This window comes from Rhodococcus sp. As11 (genome assembly GCF_048957735.1).
Taxonomy (GTDB): Bacteria; Actinomycetota; Actinomycetes; order Mycobacteriales; family Mycobacteriaceae; genus Rhodococcus; species Rhodococcus gordoniae.
The window spans coordinates 238,865-258,175 of record NZ_JARDJE010000007.1 but is presented as its reverse complement, the minus strand read 5'-3'; the positions used below and the strand labels follow the sequence as shown (position 1 = coordinate 258,175).

Annotated in this window: 16 protein-coding genes; 4 read left to right on the top strand and 12 right to left on the bottom strand. The window is 66.2% G+C overall.

The window, feature by feature from the left end:
* Nucleotides 1-10: 10 nt before the first annotated feature.
* From PV766_RS12230 to PV766_RS12195, 8 genes are all read right to left on the bottom strand, one after another.
* A complete protein-coding gene (locus tag PV766_RS12230) occupies nt 11-2,740 on the bottom strand; it encodes a helix-turn-helix transcriptional regulator (protein ID WP_064062442.1) in 2,730 nt (909 codons plus the stop codon).
* Nucleotides 2,737-4,080, bottom strand: coding sequence for an MFS transporter (locus PV766_RS12225; RefSeq protein ID WP_421097092.1), 1,344 nt, complete (start codon nt 4,078-4,080; stop codon nt 2,737-2,739). Before PV766_RS12225 ends, PV766_RS12230 begins: the two co-directional genes overlap by 4 nt.
* A gap of 100 nt (nt 4,081-4,180) precedes the next feature.
* Nucleotides 4,181-4,978 (bottom strand): 1,6-dihydroxycyclohexa-2,4-diene-1-carboxylate dehydrogenase, encoded by a 798-nt coding sequence (locus PV766_RS12220; protein WP_421097091.1) that lies wholly within the window; start codon nt 4,976-4,978, stop codon nt 4,181-4,183.
* Nucleotides 4,975-6,594, bottom strand: a complete 1,620-nt coding sequence (gene benC, locus PV766_RS12215) for a benzoate 1,2-dioxygenase electron transfer component BenC (RefSeq protein WP_421097090.1) — start codon at nt 6,592-6,594, stop codon at nt 4,975-4,977. Before benC ends, PV766_RS12220 begins: the two co-directional genes overlap by 4 nt.
* 31 nt (nt 6,595-6,625) lie before the next feature.
* Complete coding sequence (benB, locus tag PV766_RS12210; protein WP_064062446.1) at nt 6,626-7,129, bottom strand: benzoate 1,2-dioxygenase small subunit; 504 nt, start codon at nt 7,127-7,129, stop codon at nt 6,626-6,628.
* 14 nt (nt 7,130-7,143) lie between these two features.
* On the bottom strand, nt 7,144-8,517 hold the full coding sequence (gene benA, locus PV766_RS12205; RefSeq protein WP_064062447.1) for a benzoate 1,2-dioxygenase large subunit: 1,374 nt from the start codon (nt 8,515-8,517) through the stop codon (nt 7,144-7,146).
* 294 nt (nt 8,518-8,811) lie between these two features.
* Nucleotides 8,812-9,816, bottom strand: coding sequence for a 2Fe-2S iron-sulfur cluster-binding protein (locus tag PV766_RS12200; protein WP_129975328.1), 1,005 nt, complete (start codon nt 9,814-9,816; stop codon nt 8,812-8,814).
* Nucleotides 9,804-11,015, bottom strand: a complete 1,212-nt coding sequence (locus tag PV766_RS12195; RefSeq protein ID WP_016932776.1) for a cytochrome P450 — start codon at nt 11,013-11,015, stop codon at nt 9,804-9,806. The genes PV766_RS12200 and PV766_RS12195 overlap by 13 nt, the downstream gene beginning before the upstream one ends.
* 167 nt (nt 11,016-11,182) lie before the next feature.
* Between PV766_RS12195 and PV766_RS12190 the strand changes: the two genes are divergently transcribed.
* Complete coding sequence (locus tag PV766_RS12190; protein ID WP_421097089.1) at nt 11,183-12,106, top strand: AraC family transcriptional regulator; 924 nt, start codon at nt 11,183-11,185, stop codon at nt 12,104-12,106.
* Between the two features lie 76 nt (nt 12,107-12,182).
* Here the strand turns inward: PV766_RS12190 and PV766_RS12185 are convergent, their stop codons facing one another.
* From PV766_RS12185 to PV766_RS12175, 3 genes are all read right to left on the bottom strand, one after another.
* The gene (locus PV766_RS12185; protein WP_421097088.1) at nt 12,183-12,677 is read right to left on the bottom strand and encodes a hypothetical protein; all 495 of its coding nucleotides are present in this window, start codon (nt 12,675-12,677) and stop codon (nt 12,183-12,185) included.
* A 95-nt stretch (nt 12,678-12,772) separates the two neighbouring features.
* Nucleotides 12,773-14,386 carry a 4-hydroxyphenylacetate 3-hydroxylase family protein gene (locus tag PV766_RS12180; protein WP_016932773.1) on the bottom strand — a complete coding sequence of 538 codons (1,614 nt, stop codon included), beginning with the start codon at nt 14,384-14,386 and terminating at the stop codon, nt 12,773-12,775.
* 35 nt (nt 14,387-14,421) lie between these two features.
* On the bottom strand, nt 14,422-14,988 hold the full coding sequence (locus PV766_RS12175) for a flavin reductase family protein (RefSeq protein WP_064062451.1): 567 nt from the start codon (nt 14,986-14,988) through the stop codon (nt 14,422-14,424).
* Between the two features lie 245 nt (nt 14,989-15,233).
* Here PV766_RS12175 and PV766_RS12170 point away from each other — a divergent pair, with 245 nt between their 5' ends.
* The gene (locus PV766_RS12170) at nt 15,234-16,160 is read left to right on the top strand and encodes an AraC family transcriptional regulator (protein WP_371053481.1); all 927 of its coding nucleotides are present in this window, start codon (nt 15,234-15,236) and stop codon (nt 16,158-16,160) included.
* 11 nt (nt 16,161-16,171) lie between these two features.
* On the opposite strand, the gene PV766_RS12165 is transcribed toward PV766_RS12170, so the two are convergent.
* On the bottom strand, nt 16,172-16,969 hold the full coding sequence (locus PV766_RS12165; RefSeq protein ID WP_421097087.1) for an IclR family transcriptional regulator domain-containing protein: 798 nt from the start codon (nt 16,967-16,969) through the stop codon (nt 16,172-16,174).
* Between the two features lie 192 nt (nt 16,970-17,161).
* Between PV766_RS12165 and catA the strand changes: the two genes are divergently transcribed.
* Entirely contained in the window at nt 17,162-18,013 is an 852-nt protein-coding gene (gene catA / locus PV766_RS12160) for a catechol 1,2-dioxygenase (protein ID WP_129975332.1), read from the top strand.
* Nucleotides 18,014-18,162: 149 nt separating this feature from the next.
* A complete protein-coding gene (locus PV766_RS12155) occupies nt 18,163-19,290 on the top strand; it encodes a muconate/chloromuconate family cycloisomerase (protein ID WP_016934178.1) in 1,128 nt (375 codons plus the stop codon).
* The last annotated feature ends 21 nt before the right edge of the window (nt 19,291-19,311 follow it).

The window sequence follows — 19,311 nt, the reverse complement described above, 5'->3', positions numbered from 1 at the left end:
CGGTCAATGGTCAACCTCGATCCTGTTGTCGGAACTTCGCGGCGAGCTCGCTGCGCGAGCGGATGCCGAATTTCGAATACACGCGGGTCAGGTGGTACTGCACAGTCTTGACGGACAGGAACAGCTCACCGGCGACCTCCTTGTTGGTGCGGCCCGACGCGACGAGTGTGGCCACAGCGCGTTCCTGCGGGGTGAGGGTCGTGAAATCCGAACGCAGGGAGTCTGCCTCATTGTCACCGGTACGAAGACCGCCGGCCTTGAGTTCCCGGTCGCAGCGTTCGACGTACGAGACGGCACCGAGCGACGAGTACAGTTCACGGGCGGTGCGGATCACCGCGTCGGCGTCGCGGCGGCGCCCCGCCCGGCGCATCGTCTGGCCGTACGCGAAGTTGATGCGCGCGCGGTCGTAGGGCAGTGGCAGCGTGTCGATCTCGTCGAGGGCGCTCTCGAAGGCGTCACGGGCAGCGTCGATGTCGCCACGTGCGCCGAGAATTCGGCCGCGTACATAGCCCAGCCGTGCCCTGGCGGACCGGTGCTCGCGCTCGGCGGCGAGTTCCTCGTGTGGACGCAGGAATTCGTCCGCCTCGTCCACCCGTCCGGTGACCACGAGGGCGTTACCGTACAAGTCCGGCCACGGCCAGTGCCCGGGTTCGTCGATCGCACCCCGGCCGCGCATGGTGACGATCGGCTGAAGGTAGCGCAGGACACTCGTGTAGTCGGAGACCACTTCGGCGCACTGCGCCAGACACAGGCAGGCGGGTACGAGCATCAGCGAGTAGTCACCGGTTCCGGCGCGAGCCCGATGGGCGTGCTCTCTTGCTGCACCCCAATTCCCGCGCAACGCGTGGACCTGGGCCCCGGTCCAGTGCACGAGCGGTCGGAGCAGATCGAGTTGCGTCGCCTCGAGTTGTGCCGCGGCACGGTCCACGGTGCGGAGAGCGTCGGACCATGCGCCCAGGGCGAACTGCGTTCGGGCGAGCCACGCCTGTGCCCACAAGGAGATCCGCAGCGACCCCCCGCGCAAGGTGGTCGGCTCTGCGGCTTCGAGTTCCGTGCGCGCGAGATCGGGCTGGTCGAGCGCGAGTGCGAGCCATCCCTCGGCCATGCGGATGCGCTGGCTCTGCGCCCCGAGCCGGATGGCGTCGGACAGAGCCGAATACGATTCGACCGCTTCGTCGACCCGTCCGGTCATCGCCAGTCCGAGGCCCCGGATGGCTCGCGACTCCACCACTGGAGGAGTTGTCTCGGGGAGGGTGTGCGAGGCGCGATCGGCCCACAGGACGAGGTCGTCGCCGCGCAGTCGTGCCAGCGAGTGCAGCACCATTCGCTGGGAGATCGTCGCAGCGAGTACAGGGTCGGACTCCGGGTCGTCGAGCATCGACCACGCTTCGGTGAGCAGATGATGGGCTTCCGCGGCCCGCCCCTTCTGGATCGCGAGATAACCCAGCACGGCATTGCGCATCGGCCCGCTCGGCACGCTCTCGATTTCGGGAACGAACGTCTGGGCCTGAGGGAGATCCGCCGCGCCGGTCAGTGCGTCGACACCGCGAATCATCCTGCGAGTCCGCAATTCTCGGTCGAGGGTGATGCGGCTGGAGGTGATCAGCGCTTCGGCTGCCTGGGACCAGGCGCCGTCGGCGGCGCAGCGCCGGGCATAGGAGTCGAGGCGGGCGGCGAGTTCCTCGTTACCGGTGGGCGTCGCGGACACGAGGTGGAACAGCCGGGCGCCTTCGTCGTCGACGATCGAGGCGGCCCGCTCGTGCAGACTGTGCCAGCGTGCCGGACCGATCTCGTCGGCCACGGCGGCACGGGTCATGGGGTCGGGGAACGACAACGACACCACGCCTCGTTGTTCGCGCATCGTGAGCAGACCGAGTCGGTGCGCTTCGTCGAGTGGTCCGGTGGTGTCGCCGATCTCGGCGAGTTCTGCGACGAGTGTGAGTGATTCGATGGATCCCCGCGTGGCGGCAGTGTCCAGGACGGCAACCGATTCGACGAGGGCACGCGTGTCCGGTGAACATCGAGCGAGGATGCGGGCCACCCTCCCGGAGTGTTGCCGAGGGGCCGGGAAGCGCGCCTGCCACCGATACCATTCGTCGCGGGGGATCTCGTCGAGGAGTTGCAGGACCGAGCGGGGATTTCCGAGAGTGTGCTCCTGCAGACGACGAGCCGTCCACGCGGACAGATCGACACCGATGCGATGTAGGGCGAGCTGCGCGACATCCGGTGGGGTCAGCGGACCGACGTGGATCGTGTCCACGCGATGATTGTTCGAGAGAAGGCGCGCGGTCGCCTCGGCGACATCGTCGGGAAGCACGTCGGGCACGATCCAGATCATGAGAAGGGGGCGTCCGTGCGCTCGCCGTATCGAGGAGGACAGCGACTGCAACGACTCGACGTCCGCGTAGTGCGCGTCGTCCACGACGATCACGGTCACATCGTCGATCCGATCGAGGAGAGTGCGGGCCGCTTCCACCGGGTCGCCCGCGACGACGGTGTCGCCGAGAAGCTGTTCGAGCACGGACCAGGGATGTCCGGCCTCCCAGGGCGCGCCGGATGCGTCATGGACGGCCAGGTCGTCGTGGCGAGCGACGAAATGCGAGACGAGGGAAGATTTTCCGACGCCGGACGCCCCCTCGACGAGGACGAGCGAGGGGACCCCCGCGCGGGCTTCGTCGAGGAGGCGTTCGAGTTGCATCAACTCGGAGTTCCGGCCGATCAGCACAGTGTTGCCCGTCACACGTCCACGGTAGTCGGCGCGGAACGGTCGGAACTGCGGACCGGCGAGACGATGCCGGCGGGACGGGGGACGAACCAGGTGACAAGACCGCCGGCGAGCGCGATCCCCGCGAAGATGTAGAAGTTCACGTTGTTCGCGAAGCCCGCACCGATCAGCAGTCCGCCGATGACCGGGCCGACGATGCCGCCGAGGCGGCCGAAACCGGCGCACCATGCCACGCCGGCGGCGCGGGCCGGGGTGTCGTAGTAGTTGGACACGAAACCGTAGATGAGCACCTGGGTGCCGATCGTGCCCGTACCGGCGATCGCGACGGCGGTGAGCAGCACCGGCAGCGGGAAGCCGAGGGTCAGCAGCACCAGGGCCACGGCCGCGAGGAAGAAGGTGGTGACGATGACGGACTGCGGTCCCCGGCCGTCGGCGATCTTCGAGGCGAGCAGGCCACCGAGGATGGCGCCGCCGTTGAGGACGAGCAGGAAGGCGAGCGATCCGTTGGCGTTGTAACCGGCGTCGGCCATGATCTTGGGCAGCCACGTGTTGAGCCCGTAGGTGAGCAGCAGGCCGGCGAAGCTCATCATGCCGAGCAGGCCCGTACCGAGCGCGTACTTGCGGGTGGCGAGTGCTGCGAACCCGATCTTCTCGGTGGGAGCGACAGGTGCCGCGGACGGCAATGGGAAACCGAACTTCGCGCACACCTGCTGTGCCTCGTCGGATCGTCCCCGCGACTGCAGCCAGGCGGGCGACTCGGGAAGCTTGATCAGCGCCAGCGGAAGCAGGATGACGAGGGGCAGCGCGCCGATGAGGAACAGCCCGCGCCAGCCGATGGCGTCGCGCAGCAGGATGGCGAGCAGCGAGGCCAGGACACCACCGGCGGGGACACCGCTGTAGACGATGGCGTTGAAGAGGTTGCGCTTACCGGGCGGAGCGAACTCGGCGACCACGGCGCCGGCGGTGGCGACGAGACCGCCGACGCCGATGCCGGTGAAGAAGCGGAGCGCACCGAACATCGTGATGCTCGTGGAGAAGGCCGCCGCACCCATGCCGACGGAGAACCAGACGATGTTGATCAACATCATCTTCCGGCGGCCGACGCGGTCGCCGAACGCTCCGGTCAGCAGTGCGCCGACCATGACGCCGATGAGCGCGTAGGAGCCGAGGGCACCACCCTGCTGGGCGGAGATCTCCCCGAGCTGGGTCGGATCGGCCATCAGGGTGGGAAGGACGGTGCCGTACACGACGAGGTCGTAGCCGTCGAAGATGATCGCGAGGGTGGCGAGCGCGACGATCCAGACGACGCTGCGCCGATGTTGTGGACTGGCCCAGGTCTGCGTGGCATGGGTCATGAGCTGCTCCGGTCTGTGAGGGGAGTCACAAGCTGATTCGGGGAGAAAAGTGGCCTCACCGGAGGGATCGGTGCCTCCGGTGAGGCCGAGCGAGGGGCGGTCAGCCCAGATCGCCGCCGGCGACGGGAAGAACCGTGCCGGTGATGTAGGAGGCCTCCTCGGAGGCCAGGAAACAGATCGCGGCGGCCTGCTCCTCGAGCGTGCCGTACCGCTTGAGCAGGGAGGAGTCGACGGTCTGGTCCACGATCTGCTGGTACCAGCCCTTCTCCTGCTCCGACTGCGGGGACGGACCGCGAGCGATCCGTCGTTCCGGCGCGACGGTGCCGCCGGGCGCGGTCGCCACCACGCGAACGCCGTAGGGTGCCAGCTCGAGAGCGAGCGACGCGGTGATCGCGTTGACTCCGCCCTTCGCCGCCGAATACGGGACGCGGTTGACGCCGCGGGTCGCCACCGACGAGACGTTCACGATCGTCCCTGCATGTCGCTCGATCAGGTGCGGCGCGACCGCGCGGCACGTCCACAGGGTGGGGAACAGCGAACGCCGGATCTCCTTCTCGATCTCCTCCGGCGCGTAGTGCTCGTACGGCTTCGCCCAGATCGTTCCACCGACGACGTTGATGAGCACGTCGATGCGGCCGGTGGTCTGGATCGCGTACGAGATCGCTTCCTCGGCCCCTTCGAAGGTCTCCAGATCCGCCGTCACCGAGTGGGCCCTGCCGCCGGACTCACGGAGTTGCTCGGCCACCTCGTGCACGAGTTCCGCGCGGTCGACGAGCACGACCTCACCGCCCTCGGCGGCGATCCGCGTCGCGACCTCGAGGCCGATGCCCTGCGCGGCGCCCGTGATCGTCAGGCACCGGCCGTCGAACCGGCCGGGAAAGATCTTCGTGTCGGTCATGAGGAGGCACCGGCCGTGGCACCGCTGGCGATCGCCCGGCGCATCGTCTCCTTGGCGTGCTGGGAATGGACGACGATCAGATCGCGCGCTGCGGTCTTGTCGCCCTTCTCGAACGCCTCGACGATCTTCATGTGCTCGTCGACGATGTGCTCCTCCACCCACTGCGCGTCGCGCAGGACCTGCTTCATCAGCCGGGTCACCTCGAGCTTGTCGTAGGCCTCGAGCAGGACCGGGTTGGTGCAGCAGCGGAAGAGGAACTCGTGGAAGGCCGCGTTGGTGTCGGTGAACGCTGCGGCGTCGGTGAAGTGCTCACCCTCGACCGAAGCGCCGGACGCCTCGGCGAGGATCCGGAACTCGACGAGCTGCTCGGGGGTGAGCCGGCCGATCGTCAGTTCGACGACGCCGAGTTCGAGAGCCATGCGGGCATCGAACTGCTCGTCCGATTCGGCGACGGGAGGGTGCTCCTCGCCGATCTCGTAGTTGCCGGGCTCGGGGTTCTCGAGCACCACCGGACGGCCGGTCTCGGCGGCAGCCTTCTCGGCAGCGGCCTTCTCCGCGTCCGTCGCCACCGGGGCGGTCGCCCCGCCCGGGGTCGCGGACGTGTTGAACTTCTCGAAGTAGAAGTTCGTCGGATTGATGCCGTTGTCCGACAGGTGGTTACGCACTGCCTCCACCATCGGCGGCGGACCGCACAGGTAGATGTCGACATCCCCGTCGTTGAGGTGCGACGGCTCGAACAGGCCCGTCACGTATCCCTTGTTGGGAGCGGACGACGACTCGTCGGCCACGCAGTAGTCGAACGTGAAGTTCGGAAGCTTCTTCGTGTACTCCTCGAGCTTGTCGAGTTCGACGAGGTCGTGATCGAAGGTGACGCCGTAGATCAGGTGTACCGGGTGGTCGGAGCCGTCGGTCTCGATCTTCGACAGGATCGACAGCAGCGGCGCCAGGCCGGTACCGCCGGCGAGCAGCAGCGACGGGCGTTTGCGCTCGCGCAGGAAGAAACTGCCGAACGGGCCGGTGAACTCGAGGGTGTCGCCGACCTGCGCGCGGTCGCGCAGATACTCGGACATCAGACCGCCCTCGGTGATCTTCACCAGGAACGCGAGCGAACTCTCGTTCGGACCGGTGCTGAACGAGTACGAGCGGGTCGCGGGCCTACCGGTGCCGTCGTCGCTGCCGGGCACGCCGATGTTGACGTACTGGCCGGGCAGGAACACCAGGTCGTCGCGGTTGTCGATCTCGACGGTGAACCCGACGACGCTCTCGGAGAAACGGCGCAGGTCCGTAATGGTCGCGGTGTACGACGCAGCCGCGGTCTTCGCGACATCGGAGGTGCTCGCGATCTGCACCACGAGGTCGGATTCCGGCATCATCTGGCACGGCAGGCAGTAACCCTGCTCGGCCTCTTCGTCGGTGAGAGCGTCCTCGATGTAGTCGCCACCGTCGTAGCTGCCCGATTCGCAGAAGGCCTTGCATGTTCCGCACGCGCCGTCACGGCAGTCCAGCGGAATGTTGATGCGGGCCTTGTACGAGGCGTCGGCAACGGTCTCGTTGGGGTTGACCTTGATGAAGCGGGTGACCCCGTCCTCGAAGCTCAATGCCACCTGGTACGCCATGGCACGTGCCTCCTTTCGTGATGGGGTCGGACTAGACGACGTAGACGTCGACGATGTGGTGGATGTAGTCGTTCTTGAGGACGATCTTCTTCTTCTTGATCACCGGCTGTGCGCCCGAGACGTCGAGGGTGAGGAAGGTGGTTCCGAAGTAGGTGTCGGTGGTGTTGTAGCGGAAGTACAACGAGAACCAGTTGTGCCGCAGGTCGATCTCGGTGCCGCGACGCTCGAGGATCTCGACGTTGGTGATGTTGTGTCCCGTACGGGGTTCGGGCAACGAGGTCGCCGACGAACGGTCGGTGCGGATGCGGAACACCCGGTCCTCGAGGCCACCGCGATTCGGGTAGTAGATCAGCGAGATCTCGGTCTGCGGGTTCTCGGTGAGAGCACCGGCGTCGTCCCAGGCCGGCATCCAGTACTCGGCGTCGGGGTGGTAGCACTCGAGCCACTTCTCGAACTCGCGGTCGTCGAGCAGCCGGGCCTCGCGGTAGAGGAACTGTTCGATGTCGGTCTGCGTGAATTCGCGTACAGCAGTCATGATCTGGAGTCCTCTCAGAGCGCGGAGGGGTCGGCGGCGGAGCTCTCGGATGCGATGGCGTCGCGCATCACTTCGAGCCAGTAGCCGTGCTGGATCGGGTACAGGCCTTCGTCCTCGGTCTTGACACCGCTCGACAGCACCTTCGTCATCCCGAGATCCTTCGCGACCTCGTCTGGTCCGTTGAGGATGTGGGTTGCGCCGCGACTCATGTCGTTCCAGGGCGCGGCCGTCGCGAGGTAGGTCTTCTGGCAGGAGCGGAACTCCTCGAGATCGTCCGGGGTGGCCATGCCGGTCGCGTTGAAGAAGTCCTCGTACTGACGGATCCGGTTGGCGCGGGACTCGGGGCTCTCGCCCTTCGGCGCGATGCAGTAGATCGTCACCTCGGTCTTGTCCACGGAGATCGGGCGGAAGTGCCGGATCTGCGAGGAGAACTGATCCATGATGTACACGTTCGGGTACAGGCACAGGTTGCGCGACGCACCGACCATGAACTCGGCCTTCTTCTCGCCGAACTCCTTCGCCAGCTCCTCCCTGCGCGGGTACAGCGGGCGATCCTCGGGGTTGCCCCACCACATCCACAGCAGCAGGTGGCCGTGATCGAACGAGTAGTAACCGCCACCCTGCTTGCCCCACGTGCCGGCGTCCATCGCCTTGGTCTCGTTGGTGGACTCACCGGCGGTGCGGCGCGCGGTGGTCGCGGCGTAGTTCCAGTGGGTGGCCGAGACGTGGTAGCCGTCGGCACCGTTCTCCGCCTGCAGCTTCCAATTGCCGTCGTAGGTGTAGGTGGACGAACCGCGCAGCACCTCGAGGCCCTCGGGCGACTGGTCGACCAGCATGTCGATCATCTTCGTGGTGTCGCCGAGGTGATCCTCGAGCGACTTGACGTCGGGATTGAGGCTGCCGAACAGGAAACCGCGGTAGCTCTCGAAACGAGCGACCTTCCGCAGGTCGTGGCTGCCGTCGGTGTTGAACTGCTCGGGGTAGCCGGCGTCGCGGGGATCCTTGACCTTCAGCAGCTTGCCGTTGTTACGGAACGTCCAGCCGTGGAAGGGGCAGGTGAAGGTGGTGCGGTTGTCGGTCTTGCGACGGCACAGCATCGCGCCACGGTGGCTGCACGCGTTGATCAGGCAGTGCAGCTCGCCTTCCTTGTCGCGGCTGATGACGACCGGCTGCCGCCCGATGTTCGTCGTGAAGTAGTCGCCGACCTCGGGGATCTGGCTCTCGTGCGCGAGGTACACCCAGTTGCCCTCGAAGATGTACTTCATCTCGAGTTCGAAGATCTCTTCGTCGGTGAAGACGTCACGGCGGATCTGGTACCGCCCGGTGGTCGGGTCCTCGATCAGAGCGCCGTCCAGTCGAGCGCGCACGTGTTCCACGGTGTCGGTCATGAGATCCTCCAGGTATCGGCTTCGTTCCGGGACGGACGGGCTGGGTCCGACGCGGCCGACGCGGGCGGAAAGTGCGGCGGACGAGTGTGTCGTCCGGTCCTGCCCGGCCGCGGGGTGTCCGGCAATACATCCACGATGACAGCCTGTGTCCACAGTCACACCGGGTAAATGCCTAGGGATACCTAGGACCCCTGGGAACCGGGTCGGAAGACCCTCGACAAGCGAACGCCGCCCGTGACCACACGGGCGGCGCTGCCGAATTCCTGATTCAGCCGGCGGTACACAACTGCCGGCTCAGCCGGCGGTGAATCGTTCCCGTCGGATACGCCGCGGCGACATGCGGCGCCGTTTGAACGACTTGACCGATGCTTCCACGAATGCGTCGGATCCGCAGATGTAACCGGTGAACTCCTTCGCGGACGAGACGTCCTCCACGAACGCGTCGGTGACGTAGCCCTCCCGGTCGCCGCCGGTCTCCCGGCTCACGCAGGTGACGTACCGGAAGCCTGGATGGCGTGCCTCGAGTTCGCGGAAGAAGTCGGCGTCGTACACATCGGCGCAGGTGCGGACCCCGTGGTAGAGCAGGACCTCCCGATCGGGATTCAGGACGAGTGCATGCCGGACGATGCCCTTGAGCGGGGCGAGGCCGGTACCGCCGCCGAGGAGCGCCATCGGTCCGGCACTCTCGGCATCGAACGTGAAGTCGCCGTAGGGACCAGTGATCTCCACGCGTTCACCCACCTCGATGCTTCCGAAGATCCAATCGCTCGCGATCCCACCCGGCTGCCGCCGGACGTGCAGTTCGAGCAGTTTCGGCTCCGAGGGTGGGTTGGCCAGGGAGTACCGGCGACGAACGGAGGTCCCGGGCACCGTGAGCTCGACGTACTGCCCGGCCGAGAATTCGAGCGGCTCGTCGGCGGTGAGCAGGACCCTGCGGGTCTCGGCGGCGATGTCCCGGACCTCGATGACGGTCGCCGCGAGGTCGCGCAGCGTGTGCGTGCCGGTCGTGTCCTGCCCGGCAGGGGTGTCCAGGACGGCGTCGCTGCACGGTGTGGTCTGACACGCCAGTGCGTAACCGGCGGCACGCTCGTCGGGTGTGAGCGTCTGCTCGGGTGAGTTCCGATGATCCACCTCGCCGCTGTGAATCCTGATCTTGCAGGTACCGCACGTGCCCTGATTGCACGAGTTGGGCATCCACTGCCCGCTGCGCAGGAACGCGTCGAGCACCGTCTGGCCGGGTTCGCACGGCACTGTGCGGGTGCCGGCAGTCAGTGTGTACGTCACGGTCAGATCTCCCATCGGGCGTGCAGAGCCTTCGGTCCACGGAAGCCCCAGCCCCAGAACTCGACGTCCTCGGAGGTATCGCGTTCGAGATTGGGAATCGTCTCGAGCAGCTCTTCCAGACCGATGCGGCTGACGTTGTTCGCGAAGTAGATGCCCGCACAGGCATGCTTGCCGGCACCGAAGGCGAGATGCGGAAGCGGCGGACGCGTCATGTCGTATCGGCTCGGTGCATCGAAGATGTCGATATCGTGGTTCGCCGATCCGTACGACAGCATCACCACCGAACCCTCGGCGATCTCGATTCCCGAGACGATGCTGTCCCGCTTGGCGATACGCGCCGTTCCCGACCAGATCGGTGCAGTCCAGCGCATCCCTTCGGAGATCGCACGGGGGATCAGCGACGGTTCGTCGACGACCGCTTCGAACTGCTCCGGGCGGGTGAACAGACCCGCCAGCGTCGAACTCATCGCGTGACCCGGCTCCTGCATCGCTCCCAGCAGGAAGACGTACAGCGTGGGGTAGATGTAGTCGCGGTCGCGTGTCTTCCCCTCGGGCATGCCGTCGTGCAACCAGTGCGAGATGGCGCTGTCGTCGGGGTGCTCGATCCAATGGTCGATGAGCGGATCGACGACCGATCGGATCTCCTCCTTGGCCCGGTCGCCTTCGTCGAAACGCTCCTGGCCGGTGAAGTTTCCGTTCTCGTCCACCGCCGCGTTGGTGAACGAATCCGACAACTTGTGGAACCACTCGCGCAGCGTGTCCGAGGAGACGTCCTTCAGCCCGAGCAGGTCGCCGAGGGCGCGCACGCTCACCGGCTCGCAGTACTGGGCGACGAGATCCGCCGTGCCGTCGGCTTCGAACGCCTCGACGTAGCGTTGCGCGATGGGACGGACGAGATCCTCGACCCACCGGTCCACTTCGGCGGGCTGGAGTGCAGGTTCGACCATGGATCGCAGGTCCCGGTGGATGTCGCCGTTGACGCCGATGATCGCGGGATGGCCGAAGGTGCGCCCACCCGCCGGCGTGATGATGCCGTCGAAGTCGTCGCCGGTCGCGACCTCACGGCAGGCCTCCATCGTGGAGGCGACGTAGGCGCCGAGAACAGGGACGAAGGCCACCGGCGCCTCGGCGCGAAGACGCTCGTAGACGGGATACGGGTTGCGCTCGAGCTGTTCCATCGTGACCTCGTCGAGCCACGAGAGGGTGCTGGTCATTCGATCTCCTACGCGGTGGGAACTGCGGTCCCCGGGAAGGGGCCCTCGATGTGTGTGGCGTGGACCATATGGCGCAACCGGACCGAAGGTCGATGCACATTGCGCGGCTTCCGGACGGATCGCGCGACTATGTGATCCAGGTCTCCGCAGTGGTTAGTCTCGAAAGCGTGAGTGTGCCCGAGATCGAGGATTGGGACGAGGCTTCCCGTGCGGTGGCGGATGTCTACTTCCCGCACCGCCTCACAGGCCTGGGGACGACGGATCGGCCCGGACTCGAACTCGTGTCGGCCGATCTCGGTGGTGTGACCATCGGCCGGATGAGCTGGGGAGCGGACGTCGCGATCGAATGCGACTATCCCGGTGCCTACGAGGTGAACATCCCCTTGAGTGGACGTCTGGAATCGCGGGGCCGGTCGGGAGTCGTCGTCTCCGAACCGGGCTCCGCGACGGTCTTCCGCGCCGACACTCCCTCGCTCATCACCCGCTGGGATGCGGAATGTTCCGTCCTGGGAATCAAATTCGACCGCGAGCACCTCGAACGCGAAGCGGACCGGATCCTCGGTGGCCCGTTACGGTCACGACTCGAGCTGCCCGATCGGATCGACTTGAAGGGTTCCGCGCAGGAATGGCACGTGCTGGTGGCATCACTGAGCGACCAGCTCACCGGCGCCACGCACGTCTTGACGAACCCTCTGGTGTCGGCTCAGCTCGCGGGAGCGGTCACCACCGCCTTCGTCCTGGCGGTCGCGCCGGCCGACGGGCTGTCACCGGCACCGCGTCCGGGGATGGTGCGCCGGGTGTTGAACGCTCTGCGGGAGGATCCGGGCCGTGCCTGGACGGCGGCCGACATGGCGGAGATCGCCGGAACGAGTGTGCGGCGGCTCCAGGAGGCGTTCTCCGAGTACGTGGGAAGCAGTCCGTCCGCATGCCTGCTCGACATCAGATTGGATCGGGCGCACGCAGACCTCGCGGCAGGGGGAATCACGGTGGCGGACGTAGCGTTCCGATGGGGCTTCGGCCACCCGGGGCGCTTCGCCGCGGCCTTCCGGAAGCGGTACGGTGTCGCTCCCGCCGAAGTCCTGCGTGGCTGAGCAGCGGGGAGAGCGAACGTACGCGAGCGGGCGACGACTTCGTTGTCGTCACCCGCTCGGTGCCCTCTCGGACGGCTCAGCCGAACCAGAGGATCGGCATAGGCCGATCGAACGACAGCTCGGGGAAGTCGTCGTCCGCGACCGGCGTCCGCAGCCGTCGCTCGACATAGTCCAGACCGTTGCTGCGCATGTACTCGATGCACGACACCGTGTACCCGATGGGATCCGTGTGCGTAGTGACGATGGGACGGAACAGATTCGGGAAACCGTTCACTGTCACGGTGCGCCGGTCGGTCGTGCTGTCCTCGCGGCCCAGGACCGCGAGACCGCCGTGTCCGTCGACGACGAACTTCGCTCTGGTGACGACGGTGTCGCCGATGAGGATCTCCCATCTGTGGTCGATGTCGTCGTAGCGGACGAGACTCGCGGTGCCGATCTCGTGGATCGACAACCGCAATTCGTCGCGCAAGCGGGCGGCCACCCGTTGAGAGGCGAAGGAGCGTCCGAGGACCACGGCGTCGAATTCCGGTACAGGGGGATGGGATACGGAGTTCGAAGCAGTCGTGGTCATCTCGGACGCTCCTTCGCGGGATGAATGGTGGTGGGACCGCGCGCGGGCGGGCAGGGGGAACGGAGATCATCCGCCCGCGCGCGGAGTGCGGGTTTCTACTTGTAGTACGCGCTGACGTCGGCGTTGCCGATCAGGTCGGGCACGGTCCAGCCGTCGAGGTCGTACTCGCTCATGAACTGCTCCGCGAAGCCCTTCATGGAGGCGACGTCGCCGCGGCTCTCGGCGGCGAACAGCAGTTCGGCCTTGACGTTCTCGTGGTTGCCGGCGTAGTTCCGCTCGTACAGTTCGTGGCGGCCACCGAACTCGGAGCCGATCGAATCCCACAGTGCCTTCATGACCTTCACGCGGTCGACCGCCTGGATGCCGTCGGAGCCGCGGACGTACTTGTCGAGGTACGGGCGCACGTCCGGGTTCTTGAAGTCGGCGGCGGACGAGGGCAGGTAGATCAGGCCCGAGGCGACATCCTGCTCGATGATCTCCTTGATGCGCGGGTAGCCCTGCATCGCGAACATGCGATAGGTGAGGCCGTATTCGAGCTTGGGGATGACGGTGCCGTCGATCCACGGCTCCGGGTTGTTGACCATGGAGTCGGTGAGCGACCAGAACAGGTTGCGCCAGCCGATCACCTCACCGACACGGGTCTGCACGCCGCGGAATCCGCCGGCGCCGGTGGCGTCGAGGGCCTTCATGAGCAGACCGGCGATGAAGTCGAGCTTGACGGCGAGTCGCGTGCAGCCCTGCAGCGTGAAGCGCTGGAGGAAGCCGGAGCCACCGAGGAAGTTGTTGATCTTCTCGACGTCTCCGTACATGAAGACGTTCTCCCAGGGCACGAGCACCTTGTCGAAGATGAAGATCGCGTCGTTCTCGTCCATCCGCGACGACAGCGGGTAGTCGAACGGCGAACCGACGACGTTCGCATTCTGCGAGTAGGAGGCGCGCGAGATGAGCTTGATGCCGGGTGCGTCCATCGGCACCGTGCAGATCAGCGCGAATTCCTTCTTCTTGATCGGCAGGCCGTAGTGGGCGATGAAGTTGTAGTTCGTGATGGCCGAGCCGGTCGCGACGACCTTGGCGCCGGAGACGATGAGGCCGGCATCGGTCTCCTTCTCGACCTTCATGAATACGTCGCCGACCTGGTCCGGCGGCAGCTGACGGTCGACCGGCGGGTTGATGATCGCGTGGTTCCAGTACAGGACCTTCTCCTGCGACTCGCGGTACCAGCGCTTCGCGTTGTCCTGGAAGGGCGAGTAGAACTCGTCGTTCGCGCCGAGCGTGCCGAGGAAGGACGCCTTGTAGTCGGGGCTGCGGCCCATCCAGCCGTAGGTCAGCCGCGCCCAGGTGGCGATGGCGTCGCGGTCGGCCCGCAGGTCGTCGGCGGACTTCGGGGTCCGGAAGAACGGCATGGTCACGCCGCCGTTGCCGGTGTCGGTCGGGGTGGTGAGGGTGTTGACGTGCTCGCCGGTGTGCAGGGCGTCGTAGAGACGTGCGGTCATCCGGATCGAGTTACGGAAGGCCGGATGGTTGGTGAAGTCCTTGACGCGCTCACCGTGCAGGTAGATCTCGCGACCGTCGTCGATCGAAGCGATGTACTCGTCGCCGGTCATGGGACGGGAGGCGAAGTTCGTCTGCTGGTTGGCCGGGGAGTCCGCGGCGACGTTCACCTTGGAACGGTCGAGGGTTTCCGAGGGCCGGGGTTCGGTGGTGGTCATGGGATTTCTCCTTGTCCGGGGGGAGTGGAAGACGTTCAGGCGCGGGCTGCGGCGAGGTGGAACGGCACGAAGCGGGTCTGGGAGTCGAACCATCCGCTGTGCGGGTCGTCCAGCGAGCCGTTCCACGCGGTGGAGGCACTCGGAGCGCCGAGTTCGTGGAAGGTGCTGCGGTAGAAGAGAAGCGGGTCGGCGGTCTCGTCGAAGGTCGCGTCGACGATCTCGCCGATGTAGATGACGTGGTCGCCACCGTCGTACTCCCGCCACGGAGTGCACGACAGGGTCGCGGCCGTGCCGGCGAGGACAGGGGCGGTCGGTCCCTGCTCCCAGACGGGTTCGGGCGACTGTGGCCGTCCGGCGAAGTGCATCGCGGTGCCGAGCTGGTCGGCGGCGAGGATGTTGACGGCGAACGGCGCGTCGGACAGGAATCCGCAGGCCTTCGACGTGCGGGTCAGGGTGACCTGGCACAGGCGCGGCTCGAGTGAGATGGCCGTGAACGCGGTGACGGTCGCGCCGTGAGGCTCCCCGTCACTGTTCGCGCAGGTGATGACGGTGACGCCGCTGGCGAACTGTCCGAAGATGTTGCGGAGTATGCGCTGATCCATGATTGCGTCCTCCTGTCCGGTGCGAAGGGGTGGGGTTCGATGCGCTGTGACACAGACCATATGGAGGTCGAGAGGCTTGTGCGATCCGGTGAGCGCGGTCACTATCCACCTAGCGCGACGAGTAGGTCCTAGGTCCTTGTTTGCCTGGGACGGTGTTCCGCATCACACTGGGTCGCATGCGTTCGGATCGTGTGGATGTGCAGGTCGGAACGTCGACGACGAGCCGGAACGAAGGTGAGGAGCCGATGGCAGTGGAGCCGACTCCGAGGCCCGCCGAGTGGGAAGAGGTGGAAGAAGCCGTCTCGAATGCGTATTTCGAGCACGAATTGAGCCCCCTCGACGACGTCGCGCCGTCGCTCCGGCTCCGTACGCTGCCGCTCGGGCCCATCCGTCTCGCGCGCATCCGCTGGGGCGCGGCGGTGTCGATCAGAAGCGATCATCCCGGTGCGTATGCGGTGAACATTCCGCTGTCCGGTCTCATCACCGCGGGCGACGAGGTGGTGTCGCCGGTCGGCCACGGCGCCGTCTTCCGTCCCGACACCGCCGCGCCGGAGCAGAAGTGGACGAACGACTGTGAGGTCGTCGGGATCAAGCTCGAGCGCGACTACCTGCAGCGCGAGATGGCGCGCGTCCTCGCTCGCCCCGATCTGCGTCTTCCGGACCGGGTCGATCTGACGACCCAGGCGGGGCAGAGCTGGATGACGCTGTTGCGTTCGGTCGTGGAGCAACTCGGGGCAGACCAATCGCTCTGGGGGAATGCGCTTGTCGCGGAGCAGCTGTCGGGTACTCTGACCACGTCGTTCATCCTCGCGGTCATGCCCGAGGACGCGGATCCGACCGGGGGTGCGCGTCCGCGCATCATCAAGCGGGTTCTCGACCGCCTGCACGAGGACCCCGCTTCGGCGTGGACCACCGCCGACATGGCCGAGGTGGCCGGGGTCAGTGTGCGGCGCCTGCAGGAGGGCTTCCGCGAATATCTCGGGGTGTGTCCTCGCGACTACCTTCTCGACCTGCGCCTCGAGCGTATCCACGAAGCACTCACCATGGGCGACGCCGCGGAGTTGTCGGTCACCGATGTGGCTCTCGAGTGGGGCATCACCCATACCGGGCGGTTCGCGGCGGCCTACAAGCGCAAGTACGGGGTGCCACCGTCGACCACCTTGCGGGGATGAGGTGAGCGTCCTCAGTGGTGGCGGTAGCCGAGTTCGCTGCTGAGCCGCTCCGCGCAGTCCACCACCCGTTTCGCGGTGAGATCGCGGAACGACTCGAGGGTGTGCCGGCCGGTCGACGTCGAACATGCGAGCACTCCGACCGCGTGGCCCGAGGGGTCGAAGACGGGCGCGGCGATCGTGATGAGTCCTTCTTCGAGTTCCGCGGCGGTGAGGGCGTATCCCCGGCTGCGCACGTGGGCGAGTTCGGTACGCAGGTCGTCCGGGTTGTCGATGGTTGCGCTCGTGAGTCGCTCGAACTGTGTCCGGTCGAGTATGTGGTCGACCAGTTCGCGTGGGGACCAGGCCAGGAGTGCCCGGCCCATCGAGGTGGCATAGGCGGGGACACGGGTGCCGACGGAGACGTTGATACTCATGATCCTGCGGACCGGAACGCGCGCGGCGTAGACGACCTCGGTACCGTCGAGCACGCCGAGCGACGCCGATTCGTTGGTGTGTTCGGCGATCTCGACCAGTTTCGGTAGCGCCGAGTCCACGAGGGTGTGGGACACGGTGTAGTGCTGGCCGATGCTGAGTACGCGCGGGGTGAGCGACCATCGCGTCCCCTGCGAGGTGACGTATCCGAGTTTCTGCAGGGTCAGCAGGATACGTCGAACCGCAGGCCTGGACAGATCGGTCTTGGCGGCGAGTTCGGCGAGGGTGGGATTCGGGTCCTTGTCGTCGAAGGCGTGCAATACCGCAAAACCACGCTCGATGCTCTGAATGAAGTCCCGGTCGTTGCTAGGACCATTACCTAGGTCGATGCTCGGCATCCTGCCTCCTACCTGCGTACTCGTCGATGGTGCCCGATCCGGTGTTGACAAGCTGTGTGACACCACGCACAGTATGTGGTGTACGCACTGCGATACACAAGTACGCACAGCGTACAGACCGGTGATCACCGCAGCCCCCGTGTCGCACCGGCCCCACACTTCCCGATAGTTCAGTCCTTCACGAGGAGAGCCATGACCACCATGGAGAACCCCACTGCCCACGGGTCCGGCAACGCTGCGACCGACAAGTTCAAGTCCGAGCGGGTCACGTCCGACACCTCGGTCGAGCGCGCGTCGGCGATCTACAAGGACCTGCTGGACGCTCTCGCCGGTATCGTCGACAAGCACCAGGTGACCTACGACGAGTACCGCGTGCTCAAGCAGTGGCTCATCGACGTGGGTGAATACGGCGAGTGGCCGCTGTGGCTCGACGTCTTCCTCGAGCACGAGATCGAGAAGGTGCACTACAACCGCAAGGGCTTCACCGGCACCAAGGGCTCCATCGAAGGCCCCTACTACGTCCCGGACAGCCCCAAGCTCCCGTCGAAGTGCACCATGCCGATGCGCGAGAAGGACAAGGTCGCGCCGCCGCTGGTCTTCAAGGGCCAGGTCACCGACCTCGAGGGCAACGGTCTGCCCGGCGCCACCGTCGAGCTGTGGCACGCGGACGAAGAGGGCTTCTACTCGCAGTTCGCCCCCGGCATCCCCGAGTGGAACCTGCGCGGCACCGTCGAGGTGGACGAGAACGGCAACTTCGAGATCACCACGCTCGAGCCGGCTCCCTACCAGATCCCGTCCGACGGCCCGACCGGCTGGTTCATCAAGTCCTACGGCGGACACCCGTGGCGCCCCGCCCACCTGCACCTGATGGTGAAGGCTCCCGGCAAGCGCGCCATCACCACCCAGCTGTACTTCCAGGGTGGCGAGTGGGTCGAGGACGATGTCGCGACGGCCGTCAAGCCCGAACTCATCCTGGATCCGCAGCCCAACGCCGACGGCATCGCCGAGGTGACCTACAACTTCGTGCTCGACCCGGAAGCGTGATCCGGACCGCGGATGCGGCCTGATCACATCCGAACGAGAGCGCGGTTCGCATCGTGAATGCCGGTGTCCCTCTGGGGCACCGGCATTCATGCTGAATACACCGGCGACGTACCCCCTGTCACACCCCGACCCGATTGTGAGCAATTCCGATGTCCGATCCCGATCTGAAGATCGCATCCGTCACCACGACGATCATCGATGTGCCGTTGATCCGGCCCCACAAGTTCGCCACCACCACCTCGGAGGCGCAGCCGATCCTGCTCGTCGCGGTGACCACCGAAAGTGGCGTCACCGGTTACGGTGAGGGCGTCGTGCCGGGCGGACCGTGGTGGGGCGGCGAGTCGGTCGAGACGATGCAGCAGATCGTCGACCGCTATATCGGTCCCTACATCATCGGGCGCGGCGTCGACGAAATCAGCGGCGTCATGGTCGATATCGAGCGCATCGTCGCCAACGCGCGTTTCGCGAAGGCCGCCGTGGACGTCGCGATGCACGACGCCTGGGGTCGTGCACTGGGTGTGCCGGTCGCGTCGCTGCTCGGCGGTGCTTTCCGCACCGGCGTCGACGTGCGCTGGGCGCTCGGCGCGGCTCCACTCGAGGAGATCGTCGAAGAGGTCACACACAAGCGCGAGCAGCGCCTGAACTTCTCCTTCAAGCTCAAGATGGGTGCGCTCGACCCGGCGGTCGACACCGGCCGCGTCGTCAAGATCGTGGAAGCGTTCGGCGGCGAGGTCGGATTCAGCATCGACGTCAATGCCCGCTGGGACCGCTTCACCGCGTTGCGCCACGTCCCGCAACTCGTCGACGGTGGTGTCGAGCTCATCGAACAGCCGACTCCCGCAGACCAACTCGATGTTCTCGCCGAGATCAACCGCCGCGTCTCGGCGCCCGTGATGGCCGACGAATCCGTACAGACTCCGCACGACGCGTACGAAGTGGCCAAGCTGGGCGCCGCCGATGTCGTCGCCCTCAAGACCACCAAGTGCGGTGGGCTGCAGCGCAGCAAGCAGGTCGTCGCCGTCGCGAAGGCGGCAGGTCTGCGCTGCCACGGCGCGACCTCCATCGAAGGACCCATCGGCACCGCGGCGTCCATCCACTTCGCCTGCGCCGAACCGGGGATCGACTACGGCACCGAACTGTTCGGTCCGCAGCTGTTCGCCGTCGAACTTCTGCAGAAGCCGCTCGACTACTCCGAGGGTCAGGTGCACCTGCCCGAGGGGCCGGGTCTCGGCGTCGACCTCGACATGGACGTCGTGAAGAAGTACGCGCGCTCCTGATCCGCATTTTCGCCAGAACAG

Bases quoted from the DNA above. Each gene is read 5' to 3' on its own strand.
- PV766_RS12180 (WP_016932773.1), bottom strand. From the start codon at position 14,386: ATGACCACCACCGAACCCCGGCCCTCGGAAACCCTCGACCGTTCCAAG.
- PV766_RS12220 (WP_421097091.1), bottom strand. From the start codon at position 4,978: ATGACCGACACGAAGATCTTTCCCGGCCGGTTCGACGGCCGGTGCCTG.
- PV766_RS12155 (WP_016934178.1), top strand. From the start codon at position 18,163: ATGTCCGATCCCGATCTGAAGATCGCATCCGTCACCACGACGATCATC.
- benC (WP_421097090.1), bottom strand. From the start codon at position 6,594: ATGGCGTACCAGGTGGCATTGAGCTTCGAGGACGGGGTCACCCGCTTC.
- PV766_RS12170 (WP_371053481.1), top strand. From the start codon at position 15,234: ATGGCAGTGGAGCCGACTCCGAGGCCCGCCGAGTGGGAAGAGGTGGAA.
- PV766_RS12200 (WP_129975328.1), bottom strand. From the start codon at position 9,816: ATGGGAGATCTGACCGTGACGTACACACTGACTGCCGGCACCCGCACA.
- benA (WP_064062447.1), bottom strand. From the start codon at position 8,517: ATGACCGACACCGTGGAACACGTGCGCGCTCGACTGGACGGCGCTCTG.
- catA (WP_129975332.1), top strand. From the start codon at position 17,162: ATGACCACCATGGAGAACCCCACTGCCCACGGGTCCGGCAACGCTGCG.
- PV766_RS12175 (WP_064062451.1), bottom strand. From the start codon at position 14,988: ATGGATCAGCGCATACTCCGCAACATCTTCGGACAGTTCGCCAGCGGC.
- PV766_RS12165 (WP_421097087.1), bottom strand. From the start codon at position 16,969: ATGCCGAGCATCGACCTAGGTAATGGTCCTAGCAACGACCGGGACTTC.
- PV766_RS12195 (WP_016932776.1), bottom strand. From the start codon at position 11,015: ATGACCAGCACCCTCTCGTGGCTCGACGAGGTCACGATGGAACAGCTC.
- PV766_RS12185 (WP_421097088.1), bottom strand. From the start codon at position 12,677: ATGACCACGACTGCTTCGAACTCCGTATCCCATCCCCCTGTACCGGAA.
- benB (WP_064062446.1), bottom strand. From the start codon at position 7,129: ATGACTGCTGTACGCGAATTCACGCAGACCGACATCGAACAGTTCCTC.
- PV766_RS12225 (WP_421097092.1), bottom strand. From the start codon at position 4,080: ATGACCCATGCCACGCAGACCTGGGCCAGTCCACAACATCGGCGCAGC.